This is a genomic window from Streptomyces sp. NPDC004126, assembly GCF_050275515.1.
GTDB lineage: Bacteria > Actinomycetota > Actinomycetes > Streptomycetales > Streptomycetaceae > Streptomyces.
Window position 1 is genome coordinate 1 of record NZ_JBNNPF010000068.1, and the last position, 17,938, is coordinate 17,938.

A 17,938-nucleotide genomic window follows, 5' to 3' on the forward strand; every position below is an offset into this window, starting at 1 on the left:
ACCAGAAGCGGTCCTGTCCGGGGGTACCGAAGAGGTACAGGATCAGGTCCTGGTCCAGGGTGATGCGGCCGAAGTCCATGGCGACCGTGGTGGTCGTCTTGTCACCGGTGTGGGTGAGGTCGTCGATACCCGCGGAGGCGCTGGTCATGACGGCTTCGGTGCGCAGGGGGTTGATCTCGGAGACCGCGCCGACGAACGTGGTCTTGCCCACGCCGAAGCCGCCCGCCACCACGATCTTCGCGGAGGTGGTGGAGCGCGGAGCCGCTCCGCCGTTAGAGCTTGCGAAGTCCACTGAGCACCCTTTCGAGCAGTGTCACATCTGGCTGGCCGCCGGCAGACTCGTCGCCGCCGGGCTGGTGAATGGCGACAAGGCCCGCCTCCGCCAGGTCGGCGACGAGGATTCGGGCGACACCAAGAGGAATGGAGAGAAGTGCCGAGATCTCCGCGACGGATTTGATCTCCTGGCACAGGCGGCAGATGCGCTGGTGCTCGGGCAACTGCCCTTGCAGGCGCGCGGGGTCCGCCGTGGTACTGACCAGCGCCTCGATGGCGAGCTGGTAGCGCGGCCGGGTACGGCCGCCGGTCATCGCGTACGGGCGCACCAGCGGGTTGTGCGCCTTCGGGGCCTGCGGCTGCGCGGCCCTGGGGGGCTGCTGCGGAAGCCGGTGGGGCGCCTGGGGCTGCTGGGGCTGGCCGTACGGCTGCTGGGCGTAGGGGTTGTGCTCCGGCACGGGCCGGCTGGGAGAGGAGGGGAAGTTGAAGCGGTTCTGGTCGTGCCCACCCTGCGGCTGCTGGCCGCCATAAGGATGTCCTCCGGGTGTTGTCACGTTTCCTCCTCCGACTCCAAGAACGCAGTACTCCCTGTGGAACCGCGCCACCGCACCCTACGGTGCGATGACGCGAAACGCACTGCCCGTTTGCTAGTTGAGAAGGCTCCCCTGCAGCTCCGCACGGAGGTCCGGGGTGAGGACCGTGCCCGCACGATCCACGAGGAGGGCCATCTCGTAGCCCACGAGGCCGATGTCGCACTCGGGGTGCGCGAGCACCGCGAGCGAGGATCCGTCGGAGACGGACATCAGGAAGAGGAACCCGCGGTCCATCTCCACGACTGTCTGGTTGACGGCGCCGCCCTCGAAGATCCGGGAGGCACCGGCGGTCAGCGAGGTCAGGCCGGAGGCCACGGCCGCCAGCTGATCGGCGCGGTCGCGCGGGAATCCGTCGGACATCGCCAGCAGAAGGCCGTCGGCGGAGACCACCACCGTGTGGGACACCCCGGGGGTGTTGTCCACGAAGTTGGTGATCAACCAGTTAAGGTTCTGCGCCGCCTGGCTCATCGCGCTCACACTAACGCTCCTGGTCATAGCTGTTACTTGACTGCTCGGAACCCGCGCTGCGTCCCTGCTGGACACCGCGTCGCAGGTTGCTCAACCTGCCACGGACGTCCTCCGGGGCGCGGGAGACCTGGGGGCCTCCCTGCGGGGTCGTCTCCGCAGCGCCCTCGACCAGGTTGGCCTTGGGCACGCGCCGAGGGAGACCGGACGAGGTGACCCCGCCCGCCTTCGGCTCACGGAGCTTGCCGGCCTGCTGCCAGCGCTCGTCGTTCGTCGAGCGCCAGCCCGCGCCGGCTGCTGCCTCCTCCGGCTCCTGCTTCGGTTCGGCGGCCTGCTGCTGACGCTGCGGCCGCTGCTCGAAGAGGGATCCGGCGGACTCCGCTTCCTGCTGTGCCGGCTGCCACTGCTGCTGGCTGCCGCGTCGCGGCAGGCCCGCCCCGGTCAACTCGTGACCGGCGTCGGCAGCGGCGCCCGGACGGTCGAAGCCTACGCGGTCCGGGGCCGGTTCGGGAGCGGAGGGCGATTCCGAATCGGTCCCGTAATCCTGCTGGTAGGAGCCCGGGTAGGTGTTCTGGCCGGGCCACTCGGCCTGCTGGGACTGGTCCTCGTAGCCGCCGTCGTACGCCTGGGCGGACTGCTGCCCGTCCTGGTAGCCGGCCTCCGGATACGCGTAGCCCTGCTCCGGGTACGTCTCGTAGGCCCCCGGCTGCTGCTGGGAGTCGTACGGAGCCTCGTAGCCCTGCGCGGACTGCTGCTCGTAGCCCTGGTAGTCCTGGTACCCGTGCTCCGGCTGCGGTTCCGGATAGTCCTGAGCCTCGGGACCGGGGTACTGCTCCTGGTCCTGCGCCTGCGGGAAGTTGAGCTGCGCCTCCAGCGCGGCCCGGCGCTCCTCGCGGCCCAGGGACCGCACGACCGGGTCCGCGGGCTTCGCGTCGCCGCCCTGGGCGCCCGGGGCGTCGTAGGCGGAGTCGTCGAAGCCGAGCTCGGCGGCCGTCCGCAGCGGGGCGGCCTGCTGGGCCTGCTGCTGCGGAATGATCGAGGAGACGGTGAAGTCGTCGTCCGGGATGCCCTCGCCACCGCCACCGTGGGTGATGGCGTCGGGGAGCATGACCAGCGAGGTGGTGCCGGCCGCCTCGCCCGAGGGGCGCAGCTGGACGCGGATGCTGTGGCGGTCCGCCAGCCGGCCGACCACGAAGAGACCCATGCGCTGCGAGATCGCGGCGTCCACGGTCGGCGGGTTGGCCAGCTTGTGGTTGATGTCCGCGAAGTCCTCGGCGGTGAGGCCGATGCCCTTGTCGTGGATCTCGACCATCACGCGGCCGTCGGGCAGACGCGTGGCGGTGACGCGGACCTTGGTCTGCGGGGAGGAGAACGTGGTGGCGTTCTCCAGGAGCTCGGCGAGCAGGTGCACGAGGTCGGTCACGGCCTGGCCGTGGATCTCGGCCTCGGAGACGCCCGAGAGCTCGATGCGCTCGTACTGCTCCACCTCGGAGGAGGCGGCGCGCAGCACGTCGACGAGGGGCACCGGCTGGTCCCAGCGGCGGCCCGGGTTCTCACCCGCGAGGATGAGGAGGTTCTCGCCGTTGCGGCGCATACGGGTGGCCAGGTGGTCCAGGCGGAAGAGGTTCTCCAGCTGGTCCGGGTCGGCCTCGTTGTTCTCCAGGTCGGTGATGAGGGTCAGCTGGCCCTCGATCAGCGACTGGTTGCGCATGGAGAGGTTCGTGAAGATCGCGTTGACGTTGCCCCGCAGGAGCGCCTGCTCGGCGGCGAGCCGGACCGCTTCCCGGTGGACCTGGTCGAAGGCGCGGGCGACCTCGCCGATCTCGTCGCGGGAGGTGATCGGGATCGGCTCCACGCGGGTGTCGACCTTGCCCGGGTCGGTGCGCGAGAGCTGGTCGACGAGCATGGGCAGGCGCTGCTCGGCGATGTCGAAGGCGGAGCCGCGCAGACGGCGCATCGAGCGGCTCATCTGGCGGGCCATCATGGCGGCCAGGATGAAGGCGGCCAGCAGGGCCACGACCACGATGGCGCCGGTCAGGATGGCGTCGCCGCGCGACTTGTCGGACACCGCGACGGCGTCCTTGACGGCCTTGTCGAGGAGGTCCTTCTCGATCTCGGCGTAGCCGTCGAACTTGGCGGTGGCGGCGGCCTGCCAGGCGGGGGCGGTGGTGCCGTTCAGGGCGAGCTTGGCGGGCTTGTCGCCGCCGGCTATCGCCTCGGTCATGCCGGTGAGGGCGGAGCCGTTCACCACGGGCGGAGCCTTGAAGACGGTGCCGGACTGCTCGGCGGCCTGCTTGGCCTGGGCGAGCTTGGCGGCACCCTCCTGGGACTTCTTGCCCATGACCTCCTTGAGCCGGTTGGTGTCCTCGTCGGTGCCGGCGGCGACGTACTCGCCGATGGCGATCTCTTCGAGGTAGGCGTAGGAGGAGAAGGCGACCAGCTGGGCCTTGCGGACTTCCTCGTTCTCGTTCGGGCGCACCAGCAGGTGCGTGCCGACGGAGCGCTGGAGCGAGTTCGCGGCCTTGGCCAGCTCGACCGCGTAGACCATGCGGCCGTAGCTGGTGACGTTTCCGGTGCCCAGCCCCAGTTCGTTGGAGAACTGCATGAGGTAGTGCTGGACCAGCACGTAGCCCTCTTCGGTCGGGATGGGGCCGGCCGAGGACGGGAGGTTCTTCTTCTGGGTCTCCGGGACGGCGTAGGCCGTCTTGCGGACCTGCTCCAGCTTCGGCTCCTCCTGGCGGAAGAGTTCGAGGCGGCGCTCCAGGCCCTGCTTGGAAGGGAGGTCCTTCACGGCCTGGGCGAACTTGGCCTTGGCCGCGTCCGTGGCCGCGTAGGCCTTGGACACCGCGGCGTTGTTGCGGTCGCCCTTGAGGAGGGGCTCGGCGGTGAGGTCGCGCTCGTTGAGGAGGGCCTGGCCGTATTCGGCCGCGGCCTGGACGATCCGCGCGGTCTTCTCGGCGTCCTTGGCCTCGTTCCAGCTGTCGACCGAGCCCTTCACCTGGAAGCCGCCCATGACCAGTCCGACGAGGACGGGGACCATGAGGATGGCGTTCAGCTTGGTGGCCACCCGCCAGTTGCGGGGGGCGAGCTTGCTGGTGCTTCCGCTGCTCGTGGATGGTTCCACGGGCACGTCGACGGGCGACATGGCCGCGCGCGGCGGCGGGGTGAAGTTGCCTCGCGCGGGTTCATCCGCGGGGCTCGACTTGCTTCGCCTCACTCGACCAACAACCTCTCGGCGGTGCTACTAGCTGGTTCGTTGAATTCCAGCACGGTTAAGCGCCGTGTTCCAAACAGTTGAATCCGGCCATTCCCAGAACCTTACGCCCCGCATAAAACGGACATAAAGAGCGAGCTGCGGCAAAAATGGGGCCGGTCGTGCGCACAGCGGCACCGACCGAACGCACGCCGTGTCCACCCGACGGCAATTCACTGTCGAAACGTTATGAACACGAGGGGCGGGCCGTGTTCGAGAACACAGCCCGCCCCCGGCGCATTGCCTTGTAATGCGTGTTACTTGAGCCGGGCCATGAGGGCGTGCTCGACGAGCGTGATGAGGGCGCTCTTGGCGTCCGCGCGGTGGCGGGCGTCGGTGGTGATGATGGGGGCGTCGGGGCCGATCTGGAGGGCCTCGCGCACTTCTTCGGGGGTGTAGGGCTGGTGTCCGTCGAAGCCGTTGAGGGCGATGACGAAGGGGAGGCCCGAGTTCTCGAAGTAGTCGACGGCGGGGAAGCAGTCGGCGAGGCGGCGGGTGTCGACGAGGACGACGGCGCCGATGGCGCCGCGTACGAGGTCGTCCCACATGAACCAGAAGCGGTCCTGTCCGGGGGTACCGAAGAGGTACAGGATCAGGTCCTGGTCCAGGGTGATGCGGCCGAAGTCCATGGCGACCGTGGTGGTCTTCTTGTCACCCGTGTGCGTGAGGTCGTCGATGCCCGCGCTCGCGGACGTCATCACGGCCTCGGTTCTCAGCGGGTTGATCTCGGAGACGGCGCCGACGAACGTGGTCTTGCCCACGCCGAAGCCGCCCGCCACCACGATCTTCGCGGAGGTGGTGGAGCGAGGAGCCGCCCCACCGTCAGAGCTTGCGAAGTCCACTGAGAACCCTCTCGAGCAGCGTTACATCCGGCGTTCCGCCGGCCTCTCCATTGCCCGGCTGGTGGATGGCCACCATGCCGGCTTCCGCCAGGTCGGCGACGAGGATGCGGGCGACGCCGAGAGGCATCGAAAGCAGCGCGGAGACCTCCGCGACCGACTTCACCTCGCGGCACAGGGTGCAGATGCGCTGGTGCTCCGGCAGCAGGCCGGACAGGTGCATCGGGTCGGCCGTCGTGCTGACCAGCGCCTCGATGGCGAGCTGGTAGCGCGGACGGGTCCGGCCGCCGGTCATCGCGTACGGGCGGACGAGCGGCTGATCGCCTTCCGAGTACGAATCTCCGTACGCGTCGGGGTAGGCGGGGGGCGGGGTCATTGATCCTCCGGGCTGGACAGCAGTGGTCAGCGTGCCGTCTGACAGGGCGGCCGGTGGGGGGACATGACGGCCTGTCGGGGGTACTGGATTCCGGGTGTGCGGACCCGGTTCCCCGGCCGGAAGTACCGTCCGGCCGGGGAGGGGGGTGTCAGATGAGCAGGCTTCCCTGGAGCTCCGCGCGCAGGTCCGGTGTGAGGACGTTGCCGGCGCGGTCAACGAGGAGGGCCATCTCGTAGCCGACGAGGCCGATGTCGCACTCGGGGTGCGCGAGCACGGCCAGCGAGGATCCGTCGGAGACGGACATCAGGAAGAGGAACCCGCGGTCCATCTCCACGACTGTCTGGTTGACGGCGCCGCCCTCGAAGATCCGGGAGGCACCGGCGGTCAGCGAGGTCAGGCCGGAGGCCACGGCCGCCAGCTGATCGGCGCGGTCACGGGGGAATCCTTCGGACATCGCCAGAAGGAGTCCGTCGGCGGAGACCACCACGGTGTGGGACACCCCGGGGGTGTTGTCCACGAAGTTGGTGATCAACCAGTTCAGGTTCTGTGCCGCCTGGCTCATCGAACTCAACTATCGCTCCTGCTGGTAAGTGGGGTCGATGTGGTAACTGCCGGTCGCGGGGCCGGTGGTGCCGGCCTGGCGGCCCTGCTGGATACCGCGACGGAGGTTGGTGAGACGGCCGCGGACGTCGTCCGGGGCGCGCGACACCTGCGGGCCGGCCTGGGTTTCCGACTGCTGCTGCGCGGTACCCGCCACGAGGTTCGCACGAGGCACCCGGCGGGGCAGACCCGAGGTGGTGATTCCGCCGGCGGCGGGCTGGCGCACGCGCTCGGCCTGCCGCATCAGCTCGTCGTTCGGGGACGCCTTCCAGCTGACCGTCGGCGTGCTGCCGGTGACCGCCGCGGCGGGCTCGGCCGGCAGCTCCTGGCCGCGCTGCGGCAGCGGCTGCTGCGGAGCCGGGGCGACCGGGGCCGCCTGCTGGGGCTGGTGCGGCTGCTGGGGGACGGCCGGTCCCTGCACGGCGGGCTGGGGCCCGCTCTGGCGGGACCAGTTCGAATCCAGCGGATCGAACAGCGGGTCGCGCTGCGCGGGGGCGTTCTGGGCCGGAGCCGGCGGCAGGGCCTCGGGCTGGTACGCCTGCGGGAGGCGCGGGGCCTCGGCGCGCGGCGCCGGAGCGGGAGCGTAACCGCCACCGTGCTGCTGGGCCTGCTGCTGCTCGGCGTAGCCGCCGACACCGGGGCCGCCCGGGCGGGCGAACTGTCCGGTGGAGGACGGGTCCGCCGGAGCCGCCATCGGGCCCGTCGGCTGCGGCCGCTCGAACTGGCCGGTGCCGCCGCCGAGCGGCGTGCTGCCGCCCGGCGGGTACGGGGCGTTGAAGTCGGGGCGGGCGAACTCGGCCGTGGAGCCGGGGCCCGACAGCTCGTCGTGGCCGCGCGGGACCTCGTGGCCGCCCTGGGCCGCGGCGCCCCAGCTGGTGCCCTGCGGAGCCGGAGCCGGAGCCGTCGGACCGCCCGCGCCCGGGAGCTCGGGACGGGGGGCGCCGCCGTCGCGCGCCGGCAGCTGCGGCCGCCTGCGCTTGACCGGGGCGCCGGGCTGCTGCTGGGGCCGGCCCTGCTGGGGCTGCTGGTTCTGGCCCTGACCCTGGCCCTGGCCCTGCGGCGGCTGCGGCCGCTCGAAGCTGTTGCCCTGCTGCGCGAACCCGCCCTGGGCACCGCCCTGCTGCGGGAAGCCGCCGGGACCGCCGGGACCGCCGGCCGGCCGCGCCTGCGGGCCGCCGGACTGGCCGCGGGCCGGCAGCGGAGCACCGCCGCCGAAGGCACCCTGGCCCTGCGACTGGCCCGTCGCGGCGGACGGACCGCCCTGCGGACGGGGGCCCTGGCCCTGCGGGCGCTGCTGGCCGGGGCCGCCGTCACGGCCCGGCAGGGCCGCGCGCTGGCCGCCGCCGGCCACCTGGCCGCGCTGCTGGCCGGCGCCCACGGGGGGACGCGCGCCCGCACCGGGCATGGCGGCCTGCTGGCCGCCGGGGGCACCCGGACCGCCGGGGCCGCCGGGACCGCCCGGCGCGCCGCCGGGACCGCCCTGGCCCGGCATCGGACCCGGCTTCTTGCCGCCCTGGGCGACGTCCACCGGAAGCATGACGAGGGCCGTCGTACCGCCCGAGTCGGACGGGCGCAGCTGGATGCGGATGCCGTGTCGCAGGGACAGGCGGCCGACCACGAACAGACCCATTCGACGGGACACCGAGACGTCCACGGTGGGCGGCGAGGCGAGCCGCTCGTTGATCGCGGCGAGGTCCTCGGGGGAGAGGCCGATGCCGGTGTCGTGGATCTCGACGAGCACGCGGCCGTCGGGCAGCGCGTGGCCGGTGACCTTGACCTTGGTCTGCGGGGAGGAGAACGAGGTGGCGTTCTCCAGCAGCTCGGCGAGGAGGTGCACGAGGTCGTTGACGACGCGGCCGGCGACATCGGTGCCGGGCACCGCCGCCAGTTCGATGCGCTCGTACTGCTCCACCTCGGACGCCGCGGCGCGGAGCACGTCGACGAGCGGGACGGGGCGGGTCCACCGGCGGCCCGGCTCCTCGCCCGCGAGGACGAGGAGGTTTTCACCGTTACGCCGCATTCGGGTGGCGAGGTGGTCGAGCTTGAAGAGCGAGGAGAGCTGGTCCGGGTCGGCCTCGCGCGACTCCAGTTCGGAGATGAGCGACAGCTGACGCTGGATGAGGCCCTGGGAGCGGCGCGAGAGGTTGGTGAACATCGCGTTGACGTTGCCCCGGAGGAGGGCCTGCTCGGCGGCGAGGCGGACGGCCTCGCGGTGCACGTCGTCGAAGGCCGCGGCCACCTGGCCGATCTCGTCGCGGGTGTGCAGGCCGACGGACTCCACGGAGGTGTCCACGTCCTGCGGGTCCGACTCGGAGAGCTGCTTGACGAGCTCGGGCAGGCGGTCCTGGGCGACGCGCGTCGCGGTGTCCTGCAGGCGGCGCAGCGAGCGGATCATGGACCGGGCCATGACGAAGGCGCCGATGAGCGAGACGCCGAGGACGAGGAGGATCAGGGCACCGTTGATGATGGCGTCCTGCTGCGACTCGTTCTTGAGCTCGCGGGCCTTCTGCTCCATGTCCTCCAGGAGCGAGAGCTCGATCTGCTGCATCGCGCGGAGCTTGGTGTCGTCGGCGTCGTACCAGTCCATCCAGGACCGGTTCTTCTCCTTGACGAACTGTCCCTGCGTGCTCAGCACGCGGCGGGCGTAGTGGTCGGCGCTGCCGATCTCGGAGTTGCCGTCGCCGAGGGAGCTGAGGAGTTCCTCGGGCTTGCCCTGGTAGACGAGCTCGAAGGTCTTCTTCGCCTGGCTCTCACCGCGGAGCGCGGAGAGGGCGTAGAGGCGGTCGTTCTCCTCCAGCTTGCCCTGCTTGTCGCCGCTCTCGGGGAGCGAGGCGGCGATGATCGCGCGCTGGATGGACGCGTACTCCTTGGCGGAGGAGAACGCCGCCAGGGCGCGGGTGCGCTTGATCATCTCGGGGTTCGAGGTGGCCTGCGCCATGTCCTGCGAGAGCGAGAGCAGCGAGACGATCAGCGCGTTGTACTCGGTGACGGTCTGCTGGGCGCCGTTCTGGTACGCCTTCTTGCGGATGTCCTCGATGCCGGTGAGCTGGCGGCCGATCTGGAGGATGTTGTTGCGGATCGACTTGAGGGTCTCGTCCTTGTCCTCCGCGTTGTCGACCTTGTCGGTCGCGGCGGCGAAGGCCTTGGCGGCGGCGTCGGTCTGGTCGCGGACACCCTCGACGAGGCTGTTGGCCTTGCCGTCCTTGGTGAGCGACATCGGACCGGCCGACTTGTCCCGCTCCTCCTGGAGCATGGCGGCGAGGCTGGTCGCCTGGCGGGTCATCACCGTCAGCAGCTGCATGTGCTCCAGCTGCTGGATGTCCTCGAGCGAGTCGTTGATTCGGAAGCCACCGAGCGAGGTGGCGGCGACGACGGGCAGGGTCAGCAGCGACACGAGTCGCGTGCTGATGCGCCAGTTCTGCATGGCGAGACGGGAGCCGGGCCCGGGCGGGGCCTTCGGTATCGCCTCTTCGGTCGCGGGCGACTCGGCCTTGCCCTTGGTCCTGCCCGGCTTGACGGCCTTGCCGGGCTTACCGGCCTTGCCGGACCTGCCACGGCCCTTCGCCTTCACCGAGGAGGTGTCGGGACCGGCTCCTTCGGCAGCCGGCCCGCGGTTCTGGGCGTGCTGGGGTGAGGAGCCACGGTCGATCCCGCCGCGCGGCTCCTGCTCCGCCGCAGCGCTGCCATCCCTCTTGAATCGTCCCTGCACTAGCGTCGCAACCTCTGGACCAGGCGCCCCGCCGGGTGAACGGCGGAACGGTGTCGAGTCGTGGGGCACTGACGGCCCCGTGGTGGTCGTCGGTGACCGGCGCGTCTCCCTCTCCATTGCCACCGCGCGTGGCGCTCTCTTGCGCCACCTGCGCGCCGGCTGATACCCGCGGCGGTCCCGCGAATTCCAGCACAGTGGGGGATCTCCAACAAGGTGCGCGTGTCGCCCCGGCGGGCCGGTCACGGCTCGTGGCGGAAGGGCTACGCGCCGTGGAGGCACTATGGGGAGGAAACGGACTTACGTCAATCAAAGCTGCGGCCTGGCAAGGTGTCCCAGTCGAGATGATCAGGAGCGGAATGGCGCATTCAGTGGCGCAATGTCCGTTTCCACGGGCCGAATTGACCGCCTGTTATGCCCGTATTGCCCGGTCGCTGGTGAGCAAACTCACACGACTGTGGCCATTACTTACCGGTTCAGACGGGGATTCGGATGTTTAGCCTTGCCTGTTAAAGGGTTGGCGCCACATGCGGCGCATCCGACGACCCCCATCCCACGAAGCGACCCGAGGGCCCGAAACTCCGATGAAGACGACGATGCTGTTCCGCAACATAGCCAACCCCCGCCGCACCACCCTCGCGCACCTGAAGGACGCCGAGGAGCTGCAGGCGGCGCCGGCCACCCCGGAGCACTCCGTCGACCTGCCGACGCAGACCGCGAACCCCCGCCGCACCGTCCTCATGAACGCGCCGGCCGCCGCGGCACAGTAGTCCCTCCGCAGTAGCGGCTCCGTAAAGGAGCGCGAAGCGCCGCCGCCCACCGCGTTAGCCTGGAGTCCGCAGACTCCAGCCAGCGGAAATACAGAGGGGCAGACGCAACACGTGCGCATCGCCAGGTTCTCGATCGACGGCAATGTCGCGTTCGGCGCGGTCGAGGGCAGCACTGCCCCCGGCGCCGAAGGTGAGCTCGTCCTCGACATCATCAAGGGCATCCCGTTCGCGGACTTCGAGCTCTCCGGCACGAAGGTCCCGCTGAGCAAGGTCCGGCTGCTGCCGCCCGTGCTCCCGAACAAGGTCGTGGCCATCGGCCGCAACTACGCGGAGCACGCGGCGGAGCTCGGGAATGAGGTCCCGGACGCCCCGATCACCTTCTTCAAGCCCTCCACCTCCGTGGTCGGCCCGGGCGACCCGATCGTCTACCCCTCCTTCTCCCAGGACGTGCACCACGAGGCGGAGCTCGCCGTGGTGATCGGCCGCATGTGCCGCGAGGTCCCGAAGGAGCGCGTGAAGGACGTCATCCTCGGCTACACCTGCGCCAACGACGTCACCGCCCGCGACGTCCAGCAGCGTGAGAAGCAGTGGGCCCGCGCCAAGGGCTTCGACAGCTCCTGCCCCCTCGGCCCCTGGATCGAGACCGATCTGGACCCGGGCGACCTGACCATCCAGTGCACCGTCAACGGCGAACAGCGCCAGCTCGGCCGCACCAGCGACATGGTCCGCTCCATCGAGGACCTGATCGTGCACATCAGCGAGGCCATGACACTGCTCCCGGGCGACGTCATCCTCACGGGGACCCCGGCCGGAGTCGGCCCCCTCAACGTCGGCGACGAGGTCGCCGTCACCATCGAAGGCATCGGCACTCTCACCAACAAGGTGATCAAGCGTGGCTAACACGGACGTCCGCGTACGTTTCTGTCCCTCCCCGACCGGCAACCCCCACGTGGGCCTGGTCCGCACCGCCCTCTTCAACTGGGCGTTCGCCCGCCACCACGGCGGTACGTTCGTCTTCCGCATCGAGGACACCGACGCGGCGCGCGACTCCGAGGAGTCGTACGAGCAGCTCCTCGACTCGCTGAAGTGGCTCGGCTTCACCTGGGACGAGGGCCCCGAGATCGGCGGCCCGCACGCCCCGTACCGCCAGTCCCAGCGCATGGACATCTACAAGGACGTCGCGCAGAAGCTCCAGGACGGCGGATACGCCTACCACTGCTACTGCACCACCGAGGAGCTCGACGCGCGCCGCGACGCCGCCCGCGCGGCCGGCAAGCCCTCCGGCTACGACGGCCAGTGCCGCGACCTCACCGCAGAGCAGAAGGCCGCGTACGAGGCCGAGGGCCGCACCTCGATCGTCCGCTTCCGGATGCCCGACGAGACCATCACCTTCACGGACCTGGTCCGCGGCGAGCTCTCCTTCACCCCGGAGAACGTGCCGGACTTCGGCATCGTCCGCGCGAACGGCGCCCCGCTGTACACGCTCGTCAACCCGGTCGACGACGCGCTGATGGAGATCACGCACGTCCTGCGCGGCGAGGACCTGCTGTCCTCCACCCCCCGCCAGATCGCCCTCTACAAGGCGCTCACCGAGCTGGGCATCGCCAAGGCCACCCCGCGGTTCGGCCACCTGCCGTACGTGATGGGCGAGGGCAACAAGAAGCTCTCCAAGCGCGACCCCGAGTCCTCGCTCAACCTCTACCGCCAGCGCGGCTTCCTGCCCGAGGGCCTGCTGAACTACCTCTCGCTCCTCGGCTGGTCCTTCTCCAAGGACCAGGACATCTTCTCGATCGAGGAGATGGTGGCGAAGTTCGACATCGACGGCGTCAACGCCAACCCGGCGCGCTTCGACCTCAAGAAGGCCGAGGCGATCAACGCCGACCACATCCGCCGGATGGACCCCAAGGCCTTCGCGGACGCCTGCGAGCCGTGGCTGCGCGCCCCGCACGCCAACTGGGCGCCCGAGGACTTCGACACCGAGGCCTGGGCCCGGATCGCGCCGCACGCCCAGACGCGTGTGACCGTCCTCTCGGACATCACCGCGAACGTGGACTTCCTCTTCCTGAAGGAGCCCGTCGAGGACCAGGCGTCCTGGGACAAGGCCATGAAGGGCGAGCCCGCGGCCCTGCTGACCACGGCGCGGGAGAACCTCGCCGCCGCCGACTGGTCGGACCCGGAGTCCCTCAAGCAGGCCGTCCTGACGGCCGGCGAGGCCCACGGCCTCAAGCTCGGCAAGGCCCAGGCCCCGGTCCGCGTGGCCGTCACCGGCCGCACCGTCGGCCTGCCGCTCTTCGAGTCCCTGGAGATCCTGGGCAAGGAGCGCTCGCTGGCGCGCATCGACGCGACCCTGGCGAAGCTCTCCGCCTGACCCGCACCACCCCGTGGGGGCGGCAGCCGACCCGGCTGCCGCCCCCACGGCGTTCCCGGACCCCTCCGCGGTGCCGTGGTGCTCCGTGGTGAGAACGGCCACACCCCCGGCCCTACCGTGACGCGCCTCACGCGGACTTCGCCGAGGACCCCACGCAGGACCCGCCGGCGGCGTAGGCTCGCCCCTATGCCGATCCGCGCAGTGCTGTGGGACATCGACGACACCCTGTTCGACTACACGGGGGCCGATGCGGCCGGCCTGGCCGCCCACCTGCGCGACGAGGGGCTGGGGGAGCGTTACGGATCCCCGCACGAGGCCCTGGCCCTCTGGCGCAGGATCACGGAGCTGAACTGGGCCCGCTTCTCCGCCGGCGAGGTCACCTTCCAGGGCCAGCGCCAGGACAGGGTGCGGGACTTCCTCGGCAGGCCCGCCATGACGGACCCGCAGGCCGACGCCTGGTTCGACCGCTACGTCGCGCACTACCAGGCCGCCTGGGAGCTCTTCCCGGACGTCCTGCCCGTCCTGGACGCCCTCGCCGCCACCCACCGGCACGGGGTGCTCTCCAACTCCTCCGTCGCCAACCAGGACCCCAAGCTGCGCCACCTGGGCCTGCGCGACCGCTTCGAGGTGCTGGTCTGCGCCGCCGAGCTGGGGGTCAGCAAGCCCGACGCCGCCGCCTTCCTGGCCGCCTGCGAGGCGCTGGCGCTGCCTCCGGCCCAGGTCGCGTACGTGGGGGACCAGCCGGAGATCGACGCGCGCGGCGCGCGGGACGCCGGACTGACGGCCGTCTGGCTCGACCGGCAGGGCGGCAGGGGGCCCGGTCCCGCGGGCGTACACAGGATCGAGGGGCTCGATCGGCTGCCCGGGCTGCTGGCCGTGGATACCCGTTTTGGAGCACGGTCAGGCATCCGGTAATGTTCTTTCTGCGCCGGGGAAACGGGCCGAAAGGGCCGGAAACCACAGGCGCCAACCAAACGAAAGGCCCCCAGGGGCTTGAAGTTCGGTGGGCTATAGTGTAATTGGCAACACGAGGGTTTCTGGTTCCCTTATTCTAGGTTCGAGTCCTGGTAGCCCAGCGCAGTGCAGTAGTAACGCAGTGCTTTGCCCCCGTTGTGTAGCGGCCTAGCACGCCGCCCTCTCAAGGCGGTAGCGCCGGTTCGAATCCGGTCGGGGGTACAGATCCTTCCCGCGGGATCTCCAGGGTCGCTCCCGGAGATCTTGATGCAGGATCGCTAGGGCCCCCGTTGTGTAGCGGCCTAGCACGCCGCCCTCTCAAGGCGGTAGCGCCGGTTCGAATCCGGTCGGGGGTACCAAGGTCTGGCAGGTCTAGACCATTGGGCTATAGTGTAATTGGCAACACGAGGGTTTCTGGTTCCCTTATTCTAGGTTCGAGTCCTGGTAGCCCAGCGCAGTACCGCAGTAAAGCTAGCCCCCGTTGTGTAGCGGCCTAGCACGCCGCCCTCTCAAGGCGGTAGCGCCGGTTCGAATCCGGTCGGGGGTACAACAGGAGAGGCCCTCCGCGATCATCGCGGAGGGCCTCTTCCGTGTGTCCGGGGCCGGGCCCGGCCGGCCTGTGCCGGGGTACAAGTACGGGCCCGGAGGCGCGAGTTCGGACGTGTGCGGCGTCGTACGCGCCCCCGGACCCGGGGGTGTGGTGGAGCAGGGCGGGATTCAGCCGGAGCGGCGCAGGGCCTCCGTCAGGCGGGCGGCCGCGTCTATGACGGCCTGGGCGTGCATGCGCCCCGGGTGGCGGGTCAGGCGCTCGATCGGCCCGGAGACCGACACGGAGGCCACCACGCGGTTCGAGGGGCCCCGTACGGGCGCCGAGACGGACGCCACGCCGGGCTCCCGCTCGCCGATCGACTGGGCCCAGCCGCGGCGGCGCACGCCGGACAGGGCCGTGGCCGTGAAGCGCGCGCCCTGCAGGCCGCGGTGGAGCCGCTCGGGCTCCTCCCAGGCCATCAGGATCTGCGCTGCCGATCCCGCCTTCATGGGGAGCGTGGAGCCCACCGGGACGGTGTCCCGCAGGCCCGACAGCCGCTCGGCGGCCGCCACGCAGATGCGCATGTCTCCCTGACGGCGGTAGAGCTGCGCGCTCTCGCCCGTCACGTCACGGAGGTGCGTGAGCACCGGTCCGGCCGTCGCCAGCAGGCGGTCCTCGCCGGCCGCGGCGGCAAGCTCTGCCAGCCGCGGGCCGAGGATGAACCGGCCCTGCATGTCCCTCGCCACCATCCGGTGGTGTTCCAGTGCCACGGCCAGCCGGTGTGCCGTGGGTCGTGCGAGCCCTGTCGCCGCGACCAGCCCGGCGAGGGTGGCCGGACCGGACTCCAGTGCGCTCAGTACCAGAGCTGCCTTGTCGAGAACGCCGACGCCGCTAGAGTTGTCCATGAAACGATATTCACGTCTCACACTGTGAAACGCAAGTTCAAATTTTCCAAGAACGAGCGAGTCTGTATGTGCGGGTCCACGAACCACTGGGTCCGAGCCGTCGTTCCGCGGGTGGGGTAGCGGGCGATCCGGCGCACCAGATCTCTACATAAGCGCCGGCCCGACCGGCCGGCCGGAGGGAAAGCGATGGGTAGGACACTCGCGGAGAAGGTCTGGGACGACCACGTCGTCCGGCGCGCCGAGGGCGAGCCCGATCTCCTCTTCATTGATCTCCACCTGCTGCACGAGGTGACCAGCCCGCAGGCCTTCGACGGGCTGCGCCAGGCCGGCCGCAAGGTCCGCCGCCTGGACCTCACCATCGCGACCGAGGACCACAACACCCCCACCCTCGACATCGACAAGCCGATCGCCGACCCCGTCTCCCGGGCCCAGCTGGAGACGCTGCGCAAGAACTGCGCCGAGTTCGGTGTCCGCCTGCACTCGCTGGGTGACGTCGAGCAGGGTGTCGTCCACGTCGTGGGTCCCCAGCTGGGCCTGACCCAGCCGGGCACGACCGTGGTCTGCGGCGACTCGCACACGTCCACGCACGGCGCCTTCGGCGCGCTGGCCTTCGGCATCGGCACCAGCCAGGTCGAGCACGTGCTGGCCACCCAGACGCTGCCGCTGGCCCGCCCGAAGACGATGGCCATCACCGTCACCGGCGAGCTGGCCGAGGGCGTCACCGCCAAGGACCTGATCCTGGCGATCATCGCCAAGATCGGCACCGGCGGCGGCCAGGGCTACGTCCTGGAGTACCGCGGCGAGGCCGTCGAGAAGCTCTCGATGGAAGCCCGCATGACCATCTGCAACATGTCGATCGAGGCCGGCGCCCGCGCGGGCATGATCGCCCCCGACCAGACCACCTTCGACTACCTGGAGGGCCGCGACCACGCCCCCGAGGGCGAGGACTGGGACGCGGCGGTCGCCTACTGGAAGACCCTGCGCACCGACGACGACGCCGTCTTCGACGCCGAGGTCGTCATCGACGGCGCCTCCCTGTCCCCGTTCGTCACCTGGGGCACCAACCCGGGCCAGGGCGCGCCCCTGTCGGCCAGCGTCCCCGACCCGGCTTCGTACGAGGACGCTTCGGAGCGCCTGGCCGCCGAAAAGGCCCTGGAGTACATGGGGTTGACGGCCGGACAGCCGCTGCGCGAGATCAAGGTCGACACCGTCTTCGTAGGTTCCTGCACCAACGGCCGCATCGAGGACCTGCGCGCCGTCGCCGGCATCATCGAGGGCCGCAAAGTCGCCGACGGCGTACGGATGCTGGTCGTCCCGGGCTCGGTCCGGGTCGCCCTGCAGGCCGTGGAGGAGGGCCTGGACAAGGTCTTCAAGGAGGCCGGCGCCGAATGGCGGCACGCGGGCTGCTCGATGTGCCTGGGCATGAACCCCGACCAACTGGCCCCCGGTGAGCGTTCCGCGTCCACCTCCAACCGCAACTTCGAGGGCCGGCAGGGCAAGGGCGGGCGCACCCACCTGGTCTCCCCGCAGGTGGCCGCCGCCACCGCGGTACTGGGCCATCTGGCCTCGCCCGCCGACCTGTCCGCCGCCGACGCGACCGCCGGAGTCTGAACCATGGAAGCCTTCACCACCCACACCGGCCGGGCCGTTCCGCTGCGCCGCAGCAACGTCGACACCGACCAGATCATCCCGGCCCACTGGCTGAAGAAGATCACCCGCGACGGCTTCGAGGACGGGCTCTTCGAGGCCTGGCGCAAGGACCCGGAGTTCGTCACCAACCGCCCCGAGCGGGCCGGCGCGACCGTCCTGGTCGCCGGCCCCGACTTCGGCACCGGCTCCTCGCGCGAACACGCCGTCTGGGCCCTGCAGAACTTCGGCTTCAAGACGGTCATCTCCTCCCGCTTCGCCGACATCTTCCGCGGCAACTCGCTGAAGAACGGTCTGCTGACCGTCGTCCTGCCGCAGGAGACCGTCGACCGGCTGTGGGAGCTGACCGAGGCCGACCCCACCGCCGAGGTCACCGTCGACCTGGTCGACCGCAAGGTCCGAGCCGAGGGGATCGAGGCGGAGTTCGAGCTCGACGACAACGCCCGCTGGCGTCTGCTGGAGGGCCTGGACGACATCTCCCTCACCCTTCAGAACGAAGCCGACATCGACACGTACGAAAGCTCCCGCCCGGCCTTCAAGCCGAGCACCATTCGGTACTGATTCCTGCCTGATCAGCGCTTATTCACCCTCGGGTGATCACATCGACAACACTGTGCCCCCCGCCTTCCGGCGGGGGGCACAGCCGTATGTTGAGGCCCC

15 protein-coding genes and 5 tRNA genes are annotated in these 17,938 nt (G+C 70.4%); 11 read left to right on the forward strand and 9 right to left on the reverse strand.

What is annotated here, in order from left to right:
• From ACQKM2_RS36410 to ACQKM2_RS36445, 8 genes are all read right to left on the reverse strand, one after another.
• Nucleotides 1-292: GTP-binding protein (locus ACQKM2_RS36410; RefSeq protein WP_385769161.1), on the reverse strand; the 292-nt coding region annotated here is incomplete at its 3' end.
• The gene (locus tag ACQKM2_RS36415) at nucleotides 273-827 is read right to left on the reverse strand and encodes a DUF742 domain-containing protein (protein WP_125594565.1); all 555 of its coding nucleotides are present in this window, start codon (nucleotides 825-827) and stop codon (nucleotides 273-275) included. The genes ACQKM2_RS36415 and ACQKM2_RS36410, both read right to left, overlap by 20 nt.
• Before the next feature lie 93 nt (nucleotides 828-920).
• Entirely contained in the window at nucleotides 921-1,334 is a 414-nt protein-coding gene (locus ACQKM2_RS36420) for a roadblock/LC7 domain-containing protein (RefSeq protein ID WP_007266772.1), read from the reverse strand.
• Nucleotides 1,335-1,344: 10 nt separating this feature from the next.
• Entirely contained in the window at nucleotides 1,345-4,548 is a 3,204-nt protein-coding gene (locus ACQKM2_RS36425; protein WP_427717424.1) for a nitrate- and nitrite sensing domain-containing protein, read from the reverse strand.
• A 293-nt stretch (nucleotides 4,549-4,841) separates the two neighbouring features.
• Complete coding sequence (locus ACQKM2_RS36430; RefSeq protein ID WP_007266774.1) at nucleotides 4,842-5,426, reverse strand: GTP-binding protein; 585 nt, start codon at nucleotides 5,424-5,426, stop codon at nucleotides 4,842-4,844.
• Nucleotides 5,407-5,799: a DUF742 domain-containing protein gene (locus ACQKM2_RS36435; RefSeq protein ID WP_007266775.1), complete on the reverse strand. Its 393-nt coding sequence runs from the start codon at nucleotides 5,797-5,799 to the stop codon at nucleotides 5,407-5,409. Before ACQKM2_RS36435 ends, ACQKM2_RS36430 begins: the two co-directional genes overlap by 20 nt.
• A gap of 148 nt (nucleotides 5,800-5,947) precedes the next feature.
• Complete coding sequence (locus ACQKM2_RS36440) at nucleotides 5,948-6,361, reverse strand: roadblock/LC7 domain-containing protein (protein WP_007266776.1); 414 nt, start codon at nucleotides 6,359-6,361, stop codon at nucleotides 5,948-5,950.
• A gap of 9 nt (nucleotides 6,362-6,370) precedes the next feature.
• Nucleotides 6,371-10,108, reverse strand: coding sequence for a nitrate- and nitrite sensing domain-containing protein (locus ACQKM2_RS36445; protein WP_427717426.1), 3,738 nt, complete (start codon nucleotides 10,106-10,108; stop codon nucleotides 6,371-6,373).
• 581 nt (nucleotides 10,109-10,689) lie between these two features.
• On the opposite strand from ACQKM2_RS36445, the gene ACQKM2_RS36450 reads away from it, so the two are divergent.
• The 9 genes from ACQKM2_RS36450 (at nucleotide 10,690) to ACQKM2_RS36490 (ending at nucleotide 14,744) form a co-directional block, all read left to right on the forward strand.
• Entirely contained in the window at nucleotides 10,690-10,875 is a 186-nt protein-coding gene (locus tag ACQKM2_RS36450) for a hypothetical protein (RefSeq protein ID WP_427717429.1), read from the forward strand.
• 111 nt (nucleotides 10,876-10,986) lie between these two features.
• Nucleotides 10,987-11,775, forward strand: a complete 789-nt coding sequence (locus ACQKM2_RS36455) for a fumarylacetoacetate hydrolase family protein (protein WP_427717431.1) — start codon at nucleotides 10,987-10,989, stop codon at nucleotides 11,773-11,775.
• Nucleotides 11,768-13,243: a glutamate--tRNA ligase gene (gene gltX / locus ACQKM2_RS36460; protein WP_427717434.1), complete on the forward strand. Its 1,476-nt coding sequence runs from the start codon at nucleotides 11,768-11,770 to the stop codon at nucleotides 13,241-13,243. Before ACQKM2_RS36455 ends, gltX begins: the two co-directional genes overlap by 8 nt.
• A 186-nt stretch (nucleotides 13,244-13,429) precedes the next feature.
• A complete protein-coding gene (locus ACQKM2_RS36465; protein WP_427717437.1) occupies nucleotides 13,430-14,158 on the forward strand; it encodes an HAD family hydrolase in 729 nt (242 codons plus the stop codon).
• An 89-nt stretch (nucleotides 14,159-14,247) separates the two neighbouring features.
• Nucleotides 14,248-14,319, forward strand: a tRNA-Gln gene (locus tag ACQKM2_RS36470).
• A 27-nt stretch (nucleotides 14,320-14,346) separates the two neighbouring features.
• Nucleotides 14,347-14,419, forward strand: a tRNA-Glu gene (locus tag ACQKM2_RS36475).
• 61 nt (nucleotides 14,420-14,480) lie between these two features.
• Nucleotides 14,481-14,556, forward strand: a tRNA-Glu gene (locus ACQKM2_RS36480).
• 22 nt (nucleotides 14,557-14,578) lie between these two features.
• Nucleotides 14,579-14,650, forward strand: a tRNA-Gln gene (locus ACQKM2_RS36485).
• Nucleotides 14,651-14,671: 21 nt separating this feature from the next.
• Nucleotides 14,672-14,744 (forward strand) — tRNA-Glu (locus tag ACQKM2_RS36490).
• Nucleotides 14,745-14,914: 170 nt separating this feature from the next.
• Here the strand turns inward: ACQKM2_RS36490 and ndgR are convergent.
• On the reverse strand, nucleotides 14,915-15,631 hold the full coding sequence (ndgR, locus tag ACQKM2_RS36495) for an IclR family transcriptional regulator NdgR (RefSeq protein WP_007266782.1): 717 nt from the start codon (nucleotides 15,629-15,631) through the stop codon (nucleotides 14,915-14,917).
• 186 nt (nucleotides 15,632-15,817) lie between these two features.
• On the opposite strand from ndgR, the gene leuC reads away from it, so the two are divergent.
• Together leuC and leuD are read left to right on the forward strand one after the other, a co-directional pair.
• A complete protein-coding gene (leuC, locus tag ACQKM2_RS36500; protein ID WP_427717440.1) occupies nucleotides 15,818-17,242 on the forward strand; it encodes a 3-isopropylmalate dehydratase large subunit in 1,425 nt (474 codons plus the stop codon).
• A gap of 3 nt (nucleotides 17,243-17,245) precedes the next feature.
• Nucleotides 17,246-17,839 (forward strand): 3-isopropylmalate dehydratase small subunit, encoded by a 594-nt coding sequence (leuD, locus tag ACQKM2_RS36505; RefSeq protein WP_427717442.1) that lies wholly within the window; start codon nucleotides 17,246-17,248, stop codon nucleotides 17,837-17,839.
• The last annotated feature ends 99 nt before the right edge of the window (nucleotides 17,840-17,938 follow it).